15 protein-coding genes and 1 pseudogene are annotated in these 15,257 nt (G+C 62.8%); 3 read left to right on the top strand and 13 right to left on the bottom strand.

Annotation, left to right across the window (positions count from 1 at the left end):
• Positions 1-22: 22 nt before the first annotated feature.
• The 4 genes from DU490_RS08635 to rpoE form a co-directional block, all read right to left on the bottom strand.
• The gene (locus DU490_RS08635) at positions 23-1,453 is read right to left on the bottom strand and encodes a DegQ family serine endoprotease (RefSeq protein ID WP_114573913.1); all 1,431 of its coding nucleotides are present in this window, start codon (positions 1,451-1,453) and stop codon (positions 23-25) included.
• A 69-nt stretch (positions 1,454-1,522) separates the two neighbouring features.
• Complete coding sequence (locus DU490_RS08630) at positions 1,523-2,521, bottom strand: MucB/RseB C-terminal domain-containing protein (protein WP_114573912.1); 999 nt, start codon at positions 2,519-2,521, stop codon at positions 1,523-1,525.
• A complete protein-coding gene (locus DU490_RS08625) occupies positions 2,521-3,210 on the bottom strand; it encodes a sigma-E factor negative regulatory protein (RefSeq protein WP_114573911.1) in 690 nt (229 codons plus the stop codon). The genes DU490_RS08630 and DU490_RS08625 overlap by 1 nt, the downstream gene beginning before the upstream one ends.
• 212 nt (positions 3,211-3,422) lie before the next feature.
• Entirely contained in the window at positions 3,423-4,028 is a 606-nt protein-coding gene (gene rpoE / locus DU490_RS08620) for an RNA polymerase sigma factor RpoE (protein ID WP_114573910.1), read from the bottom strand.
• 301 nt (positions 4,029-4,329) lie between these two features.
• Here rpoE and DU490_RS08615 point away from each other — a divergent pair, with 301 nt between their 5' ends.
• Complete coding sequence (locus tag DU490_RS08615; protein WP_114573909.1) at positions 4,330-5,406, top strand: 3-deoxy-7-phosphoheptulonate synthase; 1,077 nt, start codon at positions 4,330-4,332, stop codon at positions 5,404-5,406.
• Positions 5,407-5,472: 66 nt separating this feature from the next.
• Here the strand turns inward: DU490_RS08615 and dinG are convergent, their stop codons facing one another.
• Both dinG and rhlB read right to left on the bottom strand, forming a co-directional pair.
• Positions 5,473-7,620, bottom strand: a complete 2,148-nt coding sequence (dinG, locus tag DU490_RS08610; RefSeq protein WP_114573908.1) for an ATP-dependent DNA helicase DinG — start codon at positions 7,618-7,620, stop codon at positions 5,473-5,475.
• 277 nt (positions 7,621-7,897) lie between these two features.
• Positions 7,898-9,172, bottom strand: coding sequence for an ATP-dependent RNA helicase RhlB (rhlB, locus tag DU490_RS08605; protein ID WP_114573907.1), 1,275 nt, complete (start codon positions 9,170-9,172; stop codon positions 7,898-7,900).
• Between the two features lie 226 nt (positions 9,173-9,398).
• Between rhlB and DU490_RS08600 the strand changes: the two genes are divergently transcribed.
• Together DU490_RS08600 and DU490_RS17430 are read left to right on the top strand one after the other, a co-directional pair.
• Positions 9,399-9,635: a hypothetical protein gene (locus DU490_RS08600; RefSeq protein WP_114573906.1), complete on the top strand. Its 237-nt coding sequence runs from the start codon at positions 9,399-9,401 to the stop codon at positions 9,633-9,635.
• Positions 9,632-9,778, top strand: a complete 147-nt coding sequence (locus tag DU490_RS17430; protein WP_258801521.1) for a hypothetical protein — start codon at positions 9,632-9,634, stop codon at positions 9,776-9,778. The genes DU490_RS08600 and DU490_RS17430 overlap by 4 nt, the downstream gene beginning before the upstream one ends.
• Here DU490_RS17430 and DU490_RS08590 read toward each other — a convergent pair.
• The 7 genes and pseudogenes from DU490_RS08590 to DU490_RS08560 form a co-directional block, all read right to left on the bottom strand.
• Complete coding sequence (locus DU490_RS08590; RefSeq protein ID WP_258801545.1) at positions 9,771-10,535, bottom strand: energy transducer TonB; 765 nt, start codon at positions 10,533-10,535, stop codon at positions 9,771-9,773. The two genes, DU490_RS17430 and DU490_RS08590, sit on opposite strands and share 8 nt — an antisense overlap.
• A gap of 5 nt (positions 10,536-10,540) precedes the next feature.
• Positions 10,541-10,948, bottom strand: a complete 408-nt coding sequence (locus DU490_RS08585; protein WP_114573904.1) for a biopolymer transporter ExbD — start codon at positions 10,946-10,948, stop codon at positions 10,541-10,543.
• Entirely contained in the window at positions 10,941-11,474 is a 534-nt protein-coding gene (locus DU490_RS08580) for a MotA/TolQ/ExbB proton channel family protein (RefSeq protein WP_114573903.1), read from the bottom strand. The genes DU490_RS08585 and DU490_RS08580 overlap by 8 nt, the downstream gene beginning before the upstream one ends.
• Positions 11,458-12,852 carry a MotA/TolQ/ExbB proton channel family protein gene (locus tag DU490_RS08575; protein ID WP_114573902.1) on the bottom strand — a complete coding sequence of 465 codons (1,395 nt, stop codon included), beginning with the start codon at positions 12,850-12,852 and terminating at the stop codon, positions 11,458-11,460. Before DU490_RS08575 ends, DU490_RS08580 begins: the two co-directional genes overlap by 17 nt.
• Entirely contained in the window at positions 12,849-13,631 is a 783-nt protein-coding gene (locus DU490_RS08570) for a DUF3450 domain-containing protein (protein ID WP_258801519.1), read from the bottom strand. Before DU490_RS08570 ends, DU490_RS08575 begins: the two co-directional genes overlap by 4 nt.
• 707 nt (positions 13,632-14,338) lie before the next feature.
• Positions 14,339-14,950 (bottom strand): superoxide dismutase, encoded by a 612-nt coding sequence (locus DU490_RS08565; RefSeq protein WP_114573900.1) that lies wholly within the window; start codon positions 14,948-14,950, stop codon positions 14,339-14,341.
• Positions 14,951-15,136: 186 nt separating this feature from the next.
• Positions 15,137-15,257 (bottom strand): annotated as a pseudogene (locus DU490_RS08560) (electron transfer flavoprotein subunit alpha/FixB family protein); the annotation flags it as partial.

Below are 15,257 nucleotides of genomic sequence, written 5' to 3'. Positions count from 1 at the left end.
GGCTCAGAAGCTCCGCCGAGGATCAATCCTGACCCAGTCTCAAAGCGACGAACAGCGAGCGCCCTTCGCGATAGAGCCGTACCGGGACGGCACGATCCATCGGCAGTTCCTCTACCAGCTCCAGCAGCTGCGTGCCGCTCTCCACGCTGTGATGGTCGATACTGACGATGACGTCTCCCCGACGAATACCTGCCTGGGCAGCAGCACCCTGTGGCTCGACTTCACGCACCATCACGCCGGCCTCGACTCCCAGGCGCTCGCGTTCGGTATCATCGAGCTCGCTTACCGCAATACCCAGGCGAGCCTGAGCGCTCTGTTCGTCACTGGCACCTACCCGCTGTTCATCACTGTCCGGCCAATCACCAATGGTCACGGTGACTTGCTCTCGCTGGCCGTCACGCATGAGGGTCAGCTGCGCCTGGTTGCCCGGCGAGACACGTCCGATCAGGCGCGGCAAGTTGCGCGAGCGCTCGACCTCCTCACCGTCGACCTCGAGGATGATGTCACCGACCCGCACGCCACCCTCGGCCGCCGGCCCAACCGGGTCGAGATCGGCGATCAGGGCACCACTGGAACTCTCCATGCCAAATGATTCAGCCAGATCCCGCGAGACTGGCTGGATCATTACCCCGAGCCAGCCACGACGTACGCGACCATCATCACGCAGCTGGCTGGCCACATTCATGGCCACGTTGATAGGGACAGCGAAGGAGAGGCCCATGAAGCCACCGCTACGGGTGAAAATCTGGGCATTGATGCCCACCACTTCACCATCGAGGTTGAACAGCGGCCCGCCCGAGTTGCCCGGGTTGATGGCCACGTCGGTCTGAATGAAGGGTACGTAGGCATCCCGCGGCAAGGTGCGGTTGATCGCACTGATGATGCCGGCGGTCACCGAGTGATCGAAGCCGAACGGCGAGCCGATGGCAGCCACCCATTCGCCGACGCGGAGCTGATCGGAGTCGCCGGTCGGCAGGGTCGGGAGTCCCTCGGCATCTACCTTGAGCACGGCAACGTCGGTCTCGGTATCCGCGCCGACCAGCGTGGCCGCCATTTCACGGCGATCTGCCAGCCGGACCAATATCTCATCGGCACCCTCGACCACGTGGGCACTGGTCAGAATGTAGCCGTCATCACTGATAATGAAGCCGGAGCCCAGCGACTGGCGCTCCTGCCCCTGACCAGGACCGGGGCCTGGTGCAAGGCCAGGAGCGCCCGGGAAGCGGTCGCCGAAGAAGTGGCGAAAGATGTCGGGAATATCCTGCCCACCAAAACCCTCGAACGCCTGGCCACGCTCTACCGTTCGCGTCGTGGAGATATTGACCACTCCGGGGGCGGCTTGCTCGACCAGGTTGGCGAAGTCAGGAAGATCCCGGGCAAGAGCCACTTGCCAGGGGAGCAACATGGCCAGCAGTAGCGTCCACAGCGGGAAGAAACGGATTGTTGGTCTCATGAAAAACTCCTGCGTCATTGCGTATGTTTCACATGTCTGCGGTCACGCCATTATTCGGCTGTTAGCCGGTCACTCGTCACCGGAGGCTTCCTTCCAGGCCAGGCTGTCCGCGACCTGGGCCAATACTCGGGGCGGCAGCTCCCCCATCACCACCACCTGCATTGGTCCCTCCTCCACAGTCAGATGGCGCACAATGGCCAACGAGATACCCAATCGATGCAGGCCGGGTATCAGTCGCTCCCGCCCTTCTTCGATCGACTCGACGAACAAGGAGAGCGTAGAAAGGCCATCGCTATAGATACGATGCCCCACGGCCTCGCCATGTCGCTCGCTTCGGGTATCCACGGGCTGGGCGGTGAAACCCTCCGGCAGCCATTCGGGACGCCAGGGGTGCTGAGGCGGTGATCGGAGATCATCGAAAAAGACACTACCGTCATGCAACCGCGGCGCCTGGAGTTCGGTAATCTGGAAGGTTTCGACCACTCGGCCGCGATCGTCAAGCAGTTCTCGCTTCAACGGCAGCGCCGTGCTGGAATCGAGCCAGAGGCGTTGCCCGTAGCGAAGTCCATCGAGAGGCTCGATGTCCAGGCGAATTGCAGAACGGTTGGCGATACGCTCACCGCGTCCCAGGCCAAGCCGATAGAACTGGTCGAGGTGCCTGGCCGCCCCGGCCGGCGAGGCGGGTGCATCGTCTTCACTGCTGGACCAGCTCAGTCGACCAATGCGCCCAAGGCGCTCGAAAACGACCTCAGGGCCATCAAGAAAGCGTGCCACTTCGCGCTCGATGCCATCCTGAATATCGTGGGAAAGCGCCAGGGTCCTGACGCCATCGATGCCGATACGCACCGCTCGAGCCTGGAAGATATAGCAGTGATTGGCCCAAAGGCTTCGCTCGTACCAGTCGGTCGCCGACTCCGGTGACTTCCAGTCGGCTAACTGGCTACAGTCGAATTCTTCGTTCGGCGTCTCGGCGACGCGCGGCGTGTCGGCGGCCAGCGGCAGCGTCACGGCAAGGCCGCCGATGCCGCAGAGTACTGCCAGGCGACGCAGGGTCCGCCAGGGCCTCATCAGCGCTGCCCCAGTGTCTCGCTACCGGAAGCGCGCAATAGCGGCATCCAGACATCGCCACTTCGGTATGCGGCACCTTCTGAGTGACGATCGAGATAGGTCTGCAATAGTCTCGCCTGCTCCTGATCGGAACTCGGCGCCTGTCGCGCCTGAGGTGACAGGAACAGAGGATTATCGAAGCTGGCCCCCACGGGCATGATACCAAACTGCCCACCGGGAGCCGCCGGTGAAAACAGGGGCGCACCCTGTCCGCCTGCCGGGGTGGCAAAGCTTCGCTGGGGTTGCTCCGAAACGGAGCGGGTCTCTGTCGTCCCGGCGACCGGAGAGCTGTCGGTGCTGGCAAAGTCACTACCGTTGTAGAACTGTACCCCGGTGATCACCATCAGCGAAACGGCAGCCGCAATGCCGGCACCACGAGCCAGGGAGGGAGAGCGCCGCAGTGCCGCGGGTGCCAATTCCAGAGCCGGTACCGGTTCGTCCGCAAGGCGCGCCATGATGCCGGCGGAAAGATCCTTGCTGACATCGATGTCATGATCCCGTCGCATCAGGCTACGCATCAAGTGATAGCGCCGCCAAGCATCCGCCGCATCGGGGTCATCCTCCAGGGACTTGAGCACCCGACGCAGCTCGAGATCATCACCTTCGTTGTCCATCAGGGCAGAAAGCGACTCCCGTGCGTTCTGACTCATTCTCATACCCCCACACTGGCAAGGCACCCTGCCTTGCGTCCAATGAAATCCGGCATCTCCCGTCGCACTTTGCTGTCAAACAATACCGGAAATACCGACCCGCCCACGTACCCATGCAAGCGTTGTAACGTAACAATCAATGAATCTGACGCTTCTGGCGCCAGACAGTTCAGCGCCAGAGCGAAATCCTTCGATTTTCCTCACTCAGCCTTTCACTCGATCATCGATTCCCGGGTCCGTGCCGTCGTGACGAGCGGCTGGATATGCTGGTCGACTGCCTCGCGGGCACGAAAGATACGCGAACGCACCGTCCCGACCGGGCACTGCATGATATTGGCAATATCCTCATAGGAGAGCCCGTCAAGCTCACGCAGGGTAATCGCCGTGCGCAGGTCATCGGGAAGGTTCTCGATGGCTTCGAATACCGCGGCCTCGAGCTGATCACGCGCCAGGGAGGCCTCCGGCGACTCGATATCGGCGAGCCGCCCACTATGATCGAGGATCTCGGCGTCGACGATATCGAGGTCACTGCCCGGTGGGCGCCGCCCCTTTGACACAAGGTGATTCTTGGCGGTATTGATGGCAATACGATACATCCAGGTATAGAAGGCGCTCTCTGCGCGAAACTTACCCAGCGCCCGGTACGCCTTGATGAAGGCTTCCTGTGCCACATCCTGCACTTCGCTGTGATCCTGTACATAGCGCCCGATCAGCCCGATGATCTTGTGCTGGTATTTCCTTACCAGCAGATCGAACGCACGAGTATCGCCCTGCTGGGCGCGTTCAACGAGTTGCTGGTCGGTTTCTCGGCTGCCCATTCACACCCCTCCCGACCGGGAGAGAGCCTGCTGACTGGCGGTAAAACGAAGCATCGTGATGGATTCTGCATACATGGTGTAAACCTGGTGCCTTTTGGCAGCTGAGTGTCCCTGAAATCTTGCCCCATCGAAACGGCAAGTGTTCCTGTTTATTGGCCCCGCATCAACCCGGCTGCCATGCGCCGGCCTTCAGACAGGTGCTGTAGCCTAGGGTTCCTGTCACAATTGATATTTTCTCTCTCCGCGGGTGTATAGTAGATCATCCCCCCAGCCTTCAACGCATCACGATACAGGTAGCGAAATGTCAGATCAGCAGGTCAGCAACCTCAACGTTCTATCTCAGGACGTTCTGATCACCCCCGAAGCCCTCAAGAACGAAATACCGCTCGGTGATGCCGCCGAAAAGACGGTCATCGAGGGTCGCCGGACCATCCAGAATATTCTCGATGGCACCGACCCCAGGCTGCTGCTGGTGATCGGGCCCTGCTCGATCCACGACGTCGATGCCGCCCTGGATTATGCACGCCGCTTGCGCCGCCTGGCCGATGAAGTGAAGGATAGTCTCTATGTGGTAATGCGCGTCTACTTCGAGAAGCCCCGCACCACCGTCGGCTGGAAGGGCTTGATCAACGACCCGCACCTCAATGGTTCTTTCGAGATCGAGGAAGGGCTGCATATCGCACGCCGGCTGCTGGTCGAACTCTCCGAGCTCGGTCTGCCACTGGCCACCGAGGCGCTCGATCCCATTTCACCTCAGTATCTGCAGGACTGCATCAGCTGGTCGGCGATCGGGGCACGCACCACTGAATCCCAGACTCACCGGGAGATGTCCTCTGGCCTATCAAGCCCGGTCGGATTCAAGAACGGCACCGACGGCAGCCTTGACGTGGCGGTCAATGCACTGCAATCGGTGGCGCACCCGCATAATTTCCTGGGCATCAACCAAAGCGGCCAGGTGTCGATCATCCGCACCCGCGGCAATGCCTATGCCCACGTGGTGCTGCGCGGCGGCAACGGCAAGCCCAACTATGACAGCGTCAGCGTCGCGCTGGCCGAGCAGGAGCTGCGCAAGGCTGGCATCAAGCCCAACATCATGATCGATTGCTCACACGCCAACTCCAACAAGGACGCTGCGCTGCAGCCCCTGGTCATGGAGAACGTCACCAACCAGATCCTCGAGGGCAACCGTTCGATCATGGGCCTGATGGTGGAATCCCATATCGGCTGGGGCAGCCAGAAGATTCTCGACGATCTCAGCCAGATGCAGTACGGCGTCTCGGTGACCGACGCCTGTATCGACTGGGAGACCACCGAGGAAGCCATGACCCGCATGGCCACAAAACTCAAGCCGGCACTCGGTTCCCGTGGCGACATCTGACCCCACGGCGTGACTGCCGATGACAACAGGCTCGCCTAATACGGCGGGCCCTGATGCATGAGTGCCTCATTCACCCTCTATCACACCGTCGATTTCACGCACGAAGGGCGGCAGTGCATCGAGGAGTGCCCGGCCGTAGCGACGTGTCAACACCCGGCGGTCGAGCAGCGTGATGCGCCCCTGGTCTTCCTCCTTGCGAATCAGTCGTCCACAGGCCTGTACCAATTTGATCGATGCATCGGGAACGCTGATGCGCATGAACGGGTTGCCACCCTGGCTTTCGATCCACTCCGCCAGGGTCGCGCCGACCGGATCATCAGGTACGGCGAACGGCAGCCGGGTGATCACCACGTGGGTGAGATAGTCGCCGGGCAGGTCGATGCCTTCGGCAAAGCTCGCCAGGCCAAAGATGATACTGCCCTTGCCGGCATCTATCCGGGCCCGGTGTCGCTCGATCAATTCACGCTTGGGCAGCCTGTCCTGCGCCAGCACCCGCTCTCGCAGCGCCGAGGGCAATGCCTTCTCGACGGCGCGTAGCTGCGCCCGCGACGAGAACAGCATCAACACCGCTTCATCGGCGCCGAGGCCACCGACGAAATCGATGATAGCTCGCTCGTGCCCCTCGCGGTCGGCCGGATCGACCGCTTCCCGCGGCACGCTGAGCACCGCCCGGGAATAGTCGAACGGGCTCGGTAGTCGCTGGTAGCGATAGCGATTGGCCAGGCCTGCGCGCTCCTGCAACCGTTCGAAACGACCCAGCGCGGTAAGGGTGGCTGAGGTTACCACGGCACCGTAGCAGCTTCCCCACAGCGTCCTGGCCAGGGTGGGCGCCGCCGAAACGGGGCTTGCCGAGAAGGTAAGCTCGGGGTCGCCACCGAAGTGCTCCAGGGTCATCCAGCGGGCCCGCGGGGGCTCGCCGCCGGCATCGACTTCGGCGTAGGCCTGCCACAGCCCGTGCGCCTCCAACGCACGACCGTGCAACAGAGCCATCAGCGGTAGCCAGGCTTCGGCCTGTTCCCTGGCAAGCCCTGTGTGCTTATCCGGGTCGAGGCTCTCTCGAAGGATGTCGCTGAGCGTCTCCAAGGTGCGTGTCAACTCGGCGAAGGCGGTCACCAGCGTGGCGGCGTGTTCACGCAGCGCATCGGGCGCTCGTCCCATTTCGAAGCGGTACTGATGACTCTCTTCGCCGTCAGCCAACCCCTGGGGGCGTCCGGCAAGCTGGTGGCCCAGGGAGAAGGCCTCGCCAAGACGTGGTTCCAGCGCCGCAACGGCTTCCGGAAGTGTGCCCAGCAGCCTGGCCACGGTAGGCTGAATAGCCAGTGCCTGGTTCAGCTCGGTGAGCGACTTCTTCAGGCTGCCGAGCCAGCGCAACGAACCGCTCACACCCACACGATGGGCAAAATGGTTAAGCGCCTTGTCGGGCAGGTGGTGACCCTCGTCGAAGACATAAATGCAGTCGCCAGGCGGCGGTAGCACGACACCGCCACCCAGGGACAGATCGGCCAGTACCAGGTCGTGATTGGCCACGACGACATCGGCCGTCTCCAGATCACGGCGCGCGCGGAAGAAGGCGCAGGCGGCGAAGTGGCCACAGCGCCGGTTGGTGCACTGCCGGTGGTCAATGGTCAGGCGACGCCAGTCGGCGTCATCAATCGATTCGGGCCAGCTTTCGCGATCCCCTTCCCAACTGCCACTGCCGTAGGTCTCGGCCATGTCGCGAACCAGGGCCTGAAAATTGTCGCCGGACTCCTGAACGAGACTCTGCTCGAACAGCGACAGAGTGGGATTGCCGGTCACGCCGTCAAGCTCCTGTTCAAGGCGTGCCACGCACAGGTAGCGACCACGACCCTTGGCCAGGGCGTAGTGGAAATCGAGGCCGCTGTGGGCCTTGAGGGCGGGAAGATCCTGATGCAGCACCTGCTCCTGCAGGGCCACGGTGGCGGTGGCGATGACCAGCCGCTTGCCACGGGCCTTGGCCACCGGCAATGCCGCCAGCAGGTAAGCCAGTGTCTTGCCGGTGCCGGTGCCGGCCTCGAGCACGCAGACATGTTCATCGGAGATGCGCTTGCCCGAATCGTCGGCCACGATGCCGCTCAGCGTACGAGCGATCTCGGCAATCATCAGCCGCTGGCCGTAGCGTGGCGTCAGCCCCTGGGCCTCCAGCACGCGACGGTAGGCGGCCTGTATCTCGCCCTTGAGGGCCTCGTCCAGCATGGCCTCACTCTCTAGAGAACTTTGAGGGGAATGGCTTGGAAACACTGCCCCAATGCCTGCGCGAGCGAATCGCTGCGTTGCGGAATTCCAAAAGCGCATCGGCACTTGGCCACCACGCGGGAGCCGGGGACAGGTTGAAGAGGAGGTCTTTTGCCAGGGATGGCAAAAGTAGCGCCCAGGGAAGGGTTCACAGCGCCTCCTCGTAAACCTGTCGGCGGCTCCAAAGCCACCACCACCGCAGGCGTTCCCCAGACAGCAGTCGCTGGGGAACAAAGCGTTACAGCAGCCCCTCAGGCGGATGCTCGCAGGGCAGCTTGCCGTTGATGTAGCGCTCGATCTCGGGCAGCGAGAAGGCATCCTCTTCGCCGACGAAACTGATCGACACCCCGTTGGCACCAGCGCGACCGGTACGGCCGATACGGTGCACATAGTCTTCCGGGTCTTCCGGCAGGGTGTAGTTGATCACGTGGCTGACATCCTCGATATGGATGCCGCGGCCGGCCACGTCGGTGGCTACCAGCACCTGGATCTCGCCTTCACGGAAGCTCTCCAGCGTCTTGATGCGCTGATTCTGGGGCACGTCACCGGAGAGCATCGCCGCATTGATACCCGCTTTTCTGAGCAACTCATCGAGCTTGCGCACCAGGTCACGACGATTGCCGAACACCATCACCCGATCGAAGCTCTCCTGGCGCAGCAGATTGACCAGCAGTCGCTGTTTGTCATCGTCGCTGACCATATAGACCCGCTGATCGATGTTGGCGGCATTCTCCACAGTCACCTCGATCTCGACGTGCGCGGGCTCATGGGTCCACTGGCTGGCGAGATTGAGAATGTCATGGGAGAAGGTGGCCGAGAACAGGAAGGTCTGGCGCTCCTCCTTCTTCGGCGTATGCCGGATGATGCGCTTGACGTCGGGAATGAAGCCCATTGAGAGCATACGGTCCGCTTCATCAAGCACCAGCACTTCGACCTGGGTCAGGTCGACGTCGCGTTTCTCGTGGAAGTCCAGCAGCCGACCAGGCGTTGCCACCAGGATATCGACTTTGCGCCCCAGGGCATCGCGCTGCTTCTGGTAGTCCATGCCGCCGACCACGCTTGCCACGTTGAGCGACGTGAAGCGTGCCAGAGCCTTGGCGTCCTTCTCGATCTGCAGCGCCAGCTCGCGGGTCGGCGCCACGATCAAGGCGCGAGGCGCACCGGCCTTCTGGGCGTTGGGCTCTTCTTCTTCGAGGAAGTAGGCCATGATCGAGATCAGGAAGGCCGCGGTCTTGCCGGTACCCGTCTGCGCCTTGCCGACCACGTCGCCACCCAACAGGGTCTGGTTCAACGCCTCCGCCTGGATCGGGGTGCAGTATTCAAACCCCAGGGCGTGGATGGCGCGCATCAACGGCAGCGGCAGATCGAAGTCGTGAAAGCGCCACTTGCCCGCCTCGACAGGCACCTGGAACTGGCGAAGATCCCAGTTCGATTGGCGGCGGCGCGGCTTGCGACGACGACGCTTGGGCTTGCGGTTCTCGGCCGGTGCTGTGGTCTGTTCCGACTCGCTCATAGGCTGTATGTCTTGTCCGTAGCAATGGATGAAGGAAACACTGCACGAATGCCTGCGCGAGCGAATCACAGCGTGCGCTGCAACTCGCTCGTCGATTCGTTCAGCGTTTCCTGAACGTCGTACAGCCGCATATTGTACCAGCCTATCGCGATGAGGGCGCGCCTGGTGCAATGGACTGGTAGAATAACGGTCTGCCACCCCTCGACACCCAATGGAGTCCGGCCCGATGACACGCCGCAAGAAGACCCGCTCGCTGGCCGACAAGGTGACAATCCGCACCGGCAAGCGCAAGGATTTCAAACAGTGGCGCCACGATAATCCCGACCAGGTGACCTCGTCGCGCCGCTTTACCCAGAAGAAGCGCCAGCAGCGCAAGCTGCAGGCTGCACGCAAGCAGGCCCGCCAGGAAACGGGGCAAGCCATTGCCATCCATCCCGAAAGCCGCGGGGAGGCGCCGGAGTGATGCGGCTGGTATCCTTAAACATCGCATGGGAACTTACCGACCGCTACCGGCTGCAGTACTCTGAAGTAAACGATCGCTTCAACTGGTTCGACTACCGCTCGCGGGGGTTCGAGCGTCAGGTGAGCCAGCCCGTGATTATCTGAGCTGAAATTCAAGCCGCTGCCGCGCACTACGCAATCGCCCATCGGCATCGAATCGCCAACTGGCGACTGCCTGCTCGGCGGCACGCTCGAATGCGTTGTGTGGGCGGGCATCTACGACGCGAATGGATTCGGTATCCACCCTGCCGTCCGGACGAATCAGAAATTCAAGCTCCACGAACCCTTCGATCCCCCGCCGCTGAGCGCGACGTGGATAGTCTGGAGGCACCCGTGTGACCGGGACCGCCTGGCCAACGTTTACCGGCTGGTCCGCCGCGGCGTCGTTTGCCTCCCCCACTTCATCCAACAAGCCTGTGTCGCCAGTCGCCCCCTCTATGGATTGCGATGCTGCGGCAGGCTCCGCATTCGCAGCATGCTCGAGAAGGCGTGGTTCGCTGTCCGGCTCGGGAGCAGGTTCGGGCTCGGGAGCAGGCTTGGGAGCAGGTCCGGGCTCGGGCTCGGGCTCGGGCTCTGGCTCTGGCTCGGGCTCGGGCTCGGGCTCTGGCTCTGGTAGACGTAAGTCTGCTTCCTTGGATACCGATTCCAGCAACGGCGCGACCGCTTCCGGCGTTACCAGTGCCGAGGCTTGCGATGCTGGCTCGGCGCTCTCCATTTCAGGCCCAGGCAGCACCTCGACAAGGTTGATTGGCATCGCCATTTCGCGCACCTCGACATCCGCCTCCGGGGGCACAACCAGCAGTGCCAGCAGCCAGAAGAGCAGCAGCGCCAGGACTACCCCGCCCAGCAAGGAGATTGGCATGCGCGTCACGGCCGGCTCCGGCTGGCGGCCACTGCCACCTGCTCCACGCCGGCCTCGCGAATGCGGTCCATCACCTCGATCAGAAGGCCAGTGGTGGACTCGCGATCAGCCTGGATAACCACCGAGCCATCCTCGCTTATCAGGCCGGCAACCGCGCCGCCGACGCGGTGCAGGTCCACCGCGCGGCCATCGACCCATACCGCCCCTTCGGGCGTGATGGCGACCATCACCTGAGCACCGGGCCGTGGGGTGGCGGCGCTGGATTCGGGTCGCTCGATCTCCACGCCGCTCTCCTTGATGAAGCTGGTAGTGACGATGAAGAAGATCAGCATGATGAAGACGACATCCAGCATCGGCGTCAGGTTGACCTCGCTGGCTTCGCCGTCGTCGGCGCCAAGGTGGCGTCTACGCATCGTTATCCTCCACGGCGCGGGCCAGGCGGTCGTGTAGTCGCTGGTCCTCGTGCCGAATAATCTGCTCGAGACGGCTGGTGAAGAGCAACCCCACCACCGCTACCGCCATGCCGGCCAAGGTCGGCAGGGTGGCACGAGCCACGCCGTCGGCCATAGACCGGGCCTGGCTGGTATCGGTCATCGCCAGGCTGTCGAAGACGGCGATCATACCGGTCACGGTCCCAAGCAGACCAAGCAGCGGGCACACCGCCACCAGCAGCTTGAGCCACGGCAGCGGACGGCGCAGCCGCCAAATCAGCTCACGAGTCCATACCTCGCGCAGGGTTAGCGCACTCCAGCTCAGGTGGTCATGACGCGCAGCCCAGTGCGAGATCAGGCTTCGTCTCGCCCGGCGGTAGGTGATTCGGAAATACCACACCCGCTCCAGCGCCAGGCTGAACAACAGCATCGCCACCAGGGCGATGACGACCAACACCGACCCGCCAGCCTCGACCAGCCGCTCCAGCGGTTCAAGCCAGGGCGGCATCGCAACGCGCGCTCCCGGTGACACCATCGGTCCCACGCAGGCGCTGTTCGAGTTGCTCGGCCAAGGCGGCACTGGCCCGGCCCTCGACCAACCCGGCCAGGTGGCGGCTGCGACCGGCAAGCGCCGTATGCGCAAACAGCAGCGGCACGGCGGTGATAAGCCCCAATACCGTGGTCACCAGCGCCTGGCTGATGCCTCCCGCCATCATCTTCGGATCACCGGTACCAAACACGGTGATCGCCTGAAAGGTCACGATCATGCCAGTCACGGTCCCCAGCAACCCCAGCAGCGGTGCCACCGCGGCCAGCAGCTTGACCAGCGGCTGGCCACGCTCCAGCTTCGGCAGCTCTGCCAGCACCGCCTCGTCGAGTCGTGCTTCCAGCGCTTCGGGTACGGGATCGTCGTGCAGCGCTCGGAATCGTAGCAGTACACGCCCCAGCGGGTTGTCCTTGCGCAGCGTGGCCAGATCGCGCAGTTGGCGACGCATGGCCAGGCTGACGCGTAGCAGATAGCCGTACTGCATCAAGGCGACCAACAGGCCCATCGCCCCCAGACCCACCACCACATAGCCGACCACCCCGCCCTGGTGGAAACGCTCGGTCAGGTTCGGGCGCCGGGCCAGTGCCGAAATAACCTGGCCGCGGGTGGGGTCGAGCGCCAGCGAGCGCGACTCACCGGCATGGAAGGCCGTCAGACTAGGGGCTACTTCGCGCGGCGTACGCTCGACCGCCGACAGGGTCTGGTCGCCGGCACCGCGCCGCAGCAGGCTGTTCTCGGTGAAGGCGGCAAAATCGCCGAGTCGCACAACCTCACGCGGGACAAGCTCGCCACTGGCCGACGCCACCGGCACCTGGAAGCGAACCACTCTTCCCGTATCGACGGTCAGTGCCACCAGGCGGTCGGAAAATGTCTCGAGATGCTCGAGTACGAGTACTTTCTCATCATCCAGACGTGGGGGCAGCTCCGCGCCACCCACCGTCACCCAACTATCAGCCAGGCTGTCTCGCAGCTCGCTGCTGTGGCGGGTGAGCAAAGCCAGCACGGCTTCAAGCTCGTCACCCTGCTCCTGCTGGCGAGCTTCGAGTTCGGCCTGGCGCTCGTTCAGCGCCTGCGCCTCGGCCTGCAGTTCGGCGTGGCGTGTTTCGGTTTGTGCATGGGTGGCGCGGATCTCTTCAAGGGCGGCCTCCAGCGCATCGCGATCCTCAAGCAGTTCAGCTAGACGCGCATGATCACGGGCCTCGGTGGCTTCACGTTCGGCACGCAGGCTACTGAGCAGTTCAGGCCGGGACTGAGACTGGGCCATGACCGGAACCGCCGAGAGAACGGCGATCAGCAGACCGGCAATCACTGAGCCAATAGCATAACGTGGCGCTGTCATGTGTTGCCCTCCCCGGCCCCTTCAAGTGGCTGTGAAACAGGCAGCGTGAGCAGTTCGGGCGCACGACGATCACGGGCAATGCGGAGGCCGTTGCGCACCTCGCGTCGCTCGGATTCGTCGAGGGGTGCCCAATTGCCCGCGTCAACCTGCCAGACACGCCCAGTGCGACCGTCCGGAGTGAGATAGTAGAAGCCGACGCGCCCCAGGCGCAGGTAGTCCACCTCGCGGCGCGAATCACCTTCGCCGACATAGCCGCGCCAGGTATCGACTTCGCGCCCGTACTCCAGCTCAGTGCGCCAGGCCTCTACGAGACGCTCCCAGCGCCCGGCGGTGGAGGGCTCGACGGCATGGGAGCGCAGGCTGGCGACTCGGGCCTGGCGCTCCTCGCGCAGAAATGGCATGTCGTTGTCGACCCATTGCGCCAGCCGCTCGATCAGGCGTTCCTGCAATACCGGCAGGGCCTCACGGGTCTCCTCCAGGGTGTCCAGGGCCACCTCGCGCTTGTCAAGCGTCTCTGCCTGGCGCTCAAGCCGCGGGGCGAGCTCGGTGTTCTCACGTGTCAGACGAAGCTCGGCTCGTTCCAGCTCGCGCAGCTCTTGGAGCATGGCGCGCGTCTCGTCATCAGCAGCATCAATGCGCGCTTGCAGTTCGGCCTGACTGCGCTGCGCCTTTCGCGCCTCCTGCTGCAATACAGAGTCGGCAGAAACCGGCGGCGCCAGCAGCATCGCGCAGAACAGTAGGGGATACCAAGGTCTGAAACGGTTTGGAGCGTCACACACGCTGTTTCTCCAGGAACGTTCTTGGAAAGAGCAACTGTTTAATGCGTTTGATTCTCAACCGCAGCAGTGACTGCCCGCATAGGGTACCATCTCGCGCCCTTGTCGGAGCCGACAAGATTCGAACAGCAGATAGTCTGTCATGCAACACCTACCATTCAGACTATTAGGCGGCAGAAGCCAATAGCAATCACTTGCTTCCAGATAGTTGCAGAGGACAAAAAAAAGGTTCTACGCAGACTGGCGTGAAGAGGGCGCAGGCCTCCCGACAGGGTTGCCCGTGCCGGCGACCATCGCCAACGCCGTAGCCCCCGCCAAGGCGCCTGACGGCGCCAGTCTCGATGCGGAGTCGGAGCGCCGATCCGAGCGCTCCTTCAGCGGCTTTTTCCTGCCATATCAGAAAACTACCACCCTGCAGGAGTAGCTTCAGCTCACGACTGGAGGCCGCAGGCCTCCCGGCGGGGTTGCCCGTGCCGGCGACCATCGCCAACGCCGTGGCCTCCGCCGAGGCGCCTGACGGCGCCAGTCGCGATGCAGAGTCGGGGCGCCGAACCGAGCGCTCCAACAAGGAGCGCCTGCGTCGCTGTCGTCGAGCCCCCTTCCGCAATGCAGTCTGTGCAGAGCAGGTTCAAGCCAAAATGCGATGAACCAAAAAAAGCCGTGGCTCGAGGCCGCGGCGAAGCAAGCGGTAAATGAGGCTGCCTATGGACTCACGACAAGGCGTCCTGGTAGTGGCGTTCCACATCTTCCCAGTTGACCACGTTGAAGAAGGCCGCGACGTAATCGGGCCGCTTGTTCTGATACTTCAGATAGTAGGCGTGCTCCCACACATCCAGGCCCAACACGGGCGTGTTGCCATGCATGAGCGGGCTGTCCTGATTCAGGGTGTTCTCCACCACCAGCTTCTTCTCCGGGGTCACGCTGAGCCAGGCCCAGCCGCTACCGAAGCGCCCCAGTGCCGCCTTGGTAAAGGCCTCCTTGAAGCTGTCGAAGCCACCCAGTTCACCGTCGATTGCCTGGGCTACCTTGCCCCGGGGTTGACCACCACCGTTGGGCGACATCATTTCCCAGAACTTGGAGTGATTGGAATGGCCACCACCATTGTTGATGACCTCCTGCCGCTTCTCTTCGGGCACCCGGTCGATATTGGCCAACAGCTCGTCCACCGGCATATCTTCAAGTCCGCTGCCTTCCAGGGCGGCATTGAGCTTGTCCACGTAGGTCTTGTGGTGACGAGAGTGGTGTATCTCCATGGTCATGGCGTCGATATGGGGTTCCAGCGCATCATAACCGTAGGGAAGTTCGGGTAGTGTGTGCGGCATAGGTAAGCTCCTCCATGAAGCGAACGAAATAGGGGCCGAAGCCCTTGACTCATCCATCCAGCATGGCAAAGGGTAGCCATTCACGCTAATAGCGAATGCGCAGGGCTGTTATAGCCAAGACAAATGACCGCCCAGAAACTAGAGAGCCGGCCCATGGGCCGGCTTCCATCACGCTGAGTAGTACGGTTACAGCTTGCTTTCCAGCTCCGGCAGGATTTCGAACAGGTCGCCGACGAGGCCGTAATCCGCGACCTGGAAGATCGGCGCTTCCTCGTCCTTGTTGATCGCGACGATCACCTTGGAGTCC

Source organism: Halomonas sp. DQ26W, from assembly GCF_003339685.1.
Classification (GTDB): domain Bacteria; phylum Pseudomonadota; class Gammaproteobacteria; order Pseudomonadales; family Halomonadaceae; genus Halomonas.
This window is presented reverse-complemented; position numbering and strand designations above follow the sequence as displayed.

Bases quoted from the DNA above. Each gene is read 5' to 3' on its own strand.
- DU490_RS08635 (WP_114573913.1), bottom strand. From the start codon at position 1,453: ATGAGACCAACAATCCGTTTCTTCCCGCTGTGGACGCTACTGCTGGCC.
- DU490_RS08630 (WP_114573912.1), bottom strand. From the start codon at position 2,521: ATGAGGCCCTGGCGGACCCTGCGTCGCCTGGCAGTACTCTGCGGCATC.
- DU490_RS08625 (WP_114573911.1), bottom strand. From the start codon at position 3,210: ATGAGTCAGAACGCACGGGAGTCGCTTTCTGCCCTGATGGACAACGAA.
- rpoE (WP_114573910.1), bottom strand. From the start codon at position 4,028: ATGGGCAGCCGAGAAACCGACCAGCAACTCGTTGAACGCGCCCAGCAG.
- DU490_RS08615 (WP_114573909.1), top strand. From the start codon at position 4,330: ATGTCAGATCAGCAGGTCAGCAACCTCAACGTTCTATCTCAGGACGTT.
- dinG (WP_114573908.1), bottom strand. From the start codon at position 7,620: ATGCTGGACGAGGCCCTCAAGGGCGAGATACAGGCCGCCTACCGTCGC.
- rhlB (WP_114573907.1), bottom strand. From the start codon at position 9,172: ATGAGCGAGTCGGAACAGACCACAGCACCGGCCGAGAACCGCAAGCCC.
- DU490_RS08600 (WP_114573906.1), top strand. From the start codon at position 9,399: ATGACACGCCGCAAGAAGACCCGCTCGCTGGCCGACAAGGTGACAATC.
- DU490_RS08590 (WP_258801545.1), bottom strand. From the start codon at position 10,535: ATGCCAATCTCCTTGCTGGGCGGGGTAGTCCTGGCGCTGCTGCTCTTC.
- DU490_RS08585 (WP_114573904.1), bottom strand. From the start codon at position 10,948: ATGCGTAGACGCCACCTTGGCGCCGACGACGGCGAAGCCAGCGAGGTC.
- DU490_RS08580 (WP_114573903.1), bottom strand. From the start codon at position 11,474: ATGCCGCCCTGGCTTGAACCGCTGGAGCGGCTGGTCGAGGCTGGCGGG.
- DU490_RS08575 (WP_114573902.1), bottom strand. From the start codon at position 12,852: ATGACAGCGCCACGTTATGCTATTGGCTCAGTGATTGCCGGTCTGCTG.
- DU490_RS08565 (WP_114573900.1), bottom strand. From the start codon at position 14,950: ATGCCGCACACACTACCCGAACTTCCCTACGGTTATGATGCGCTGGAA.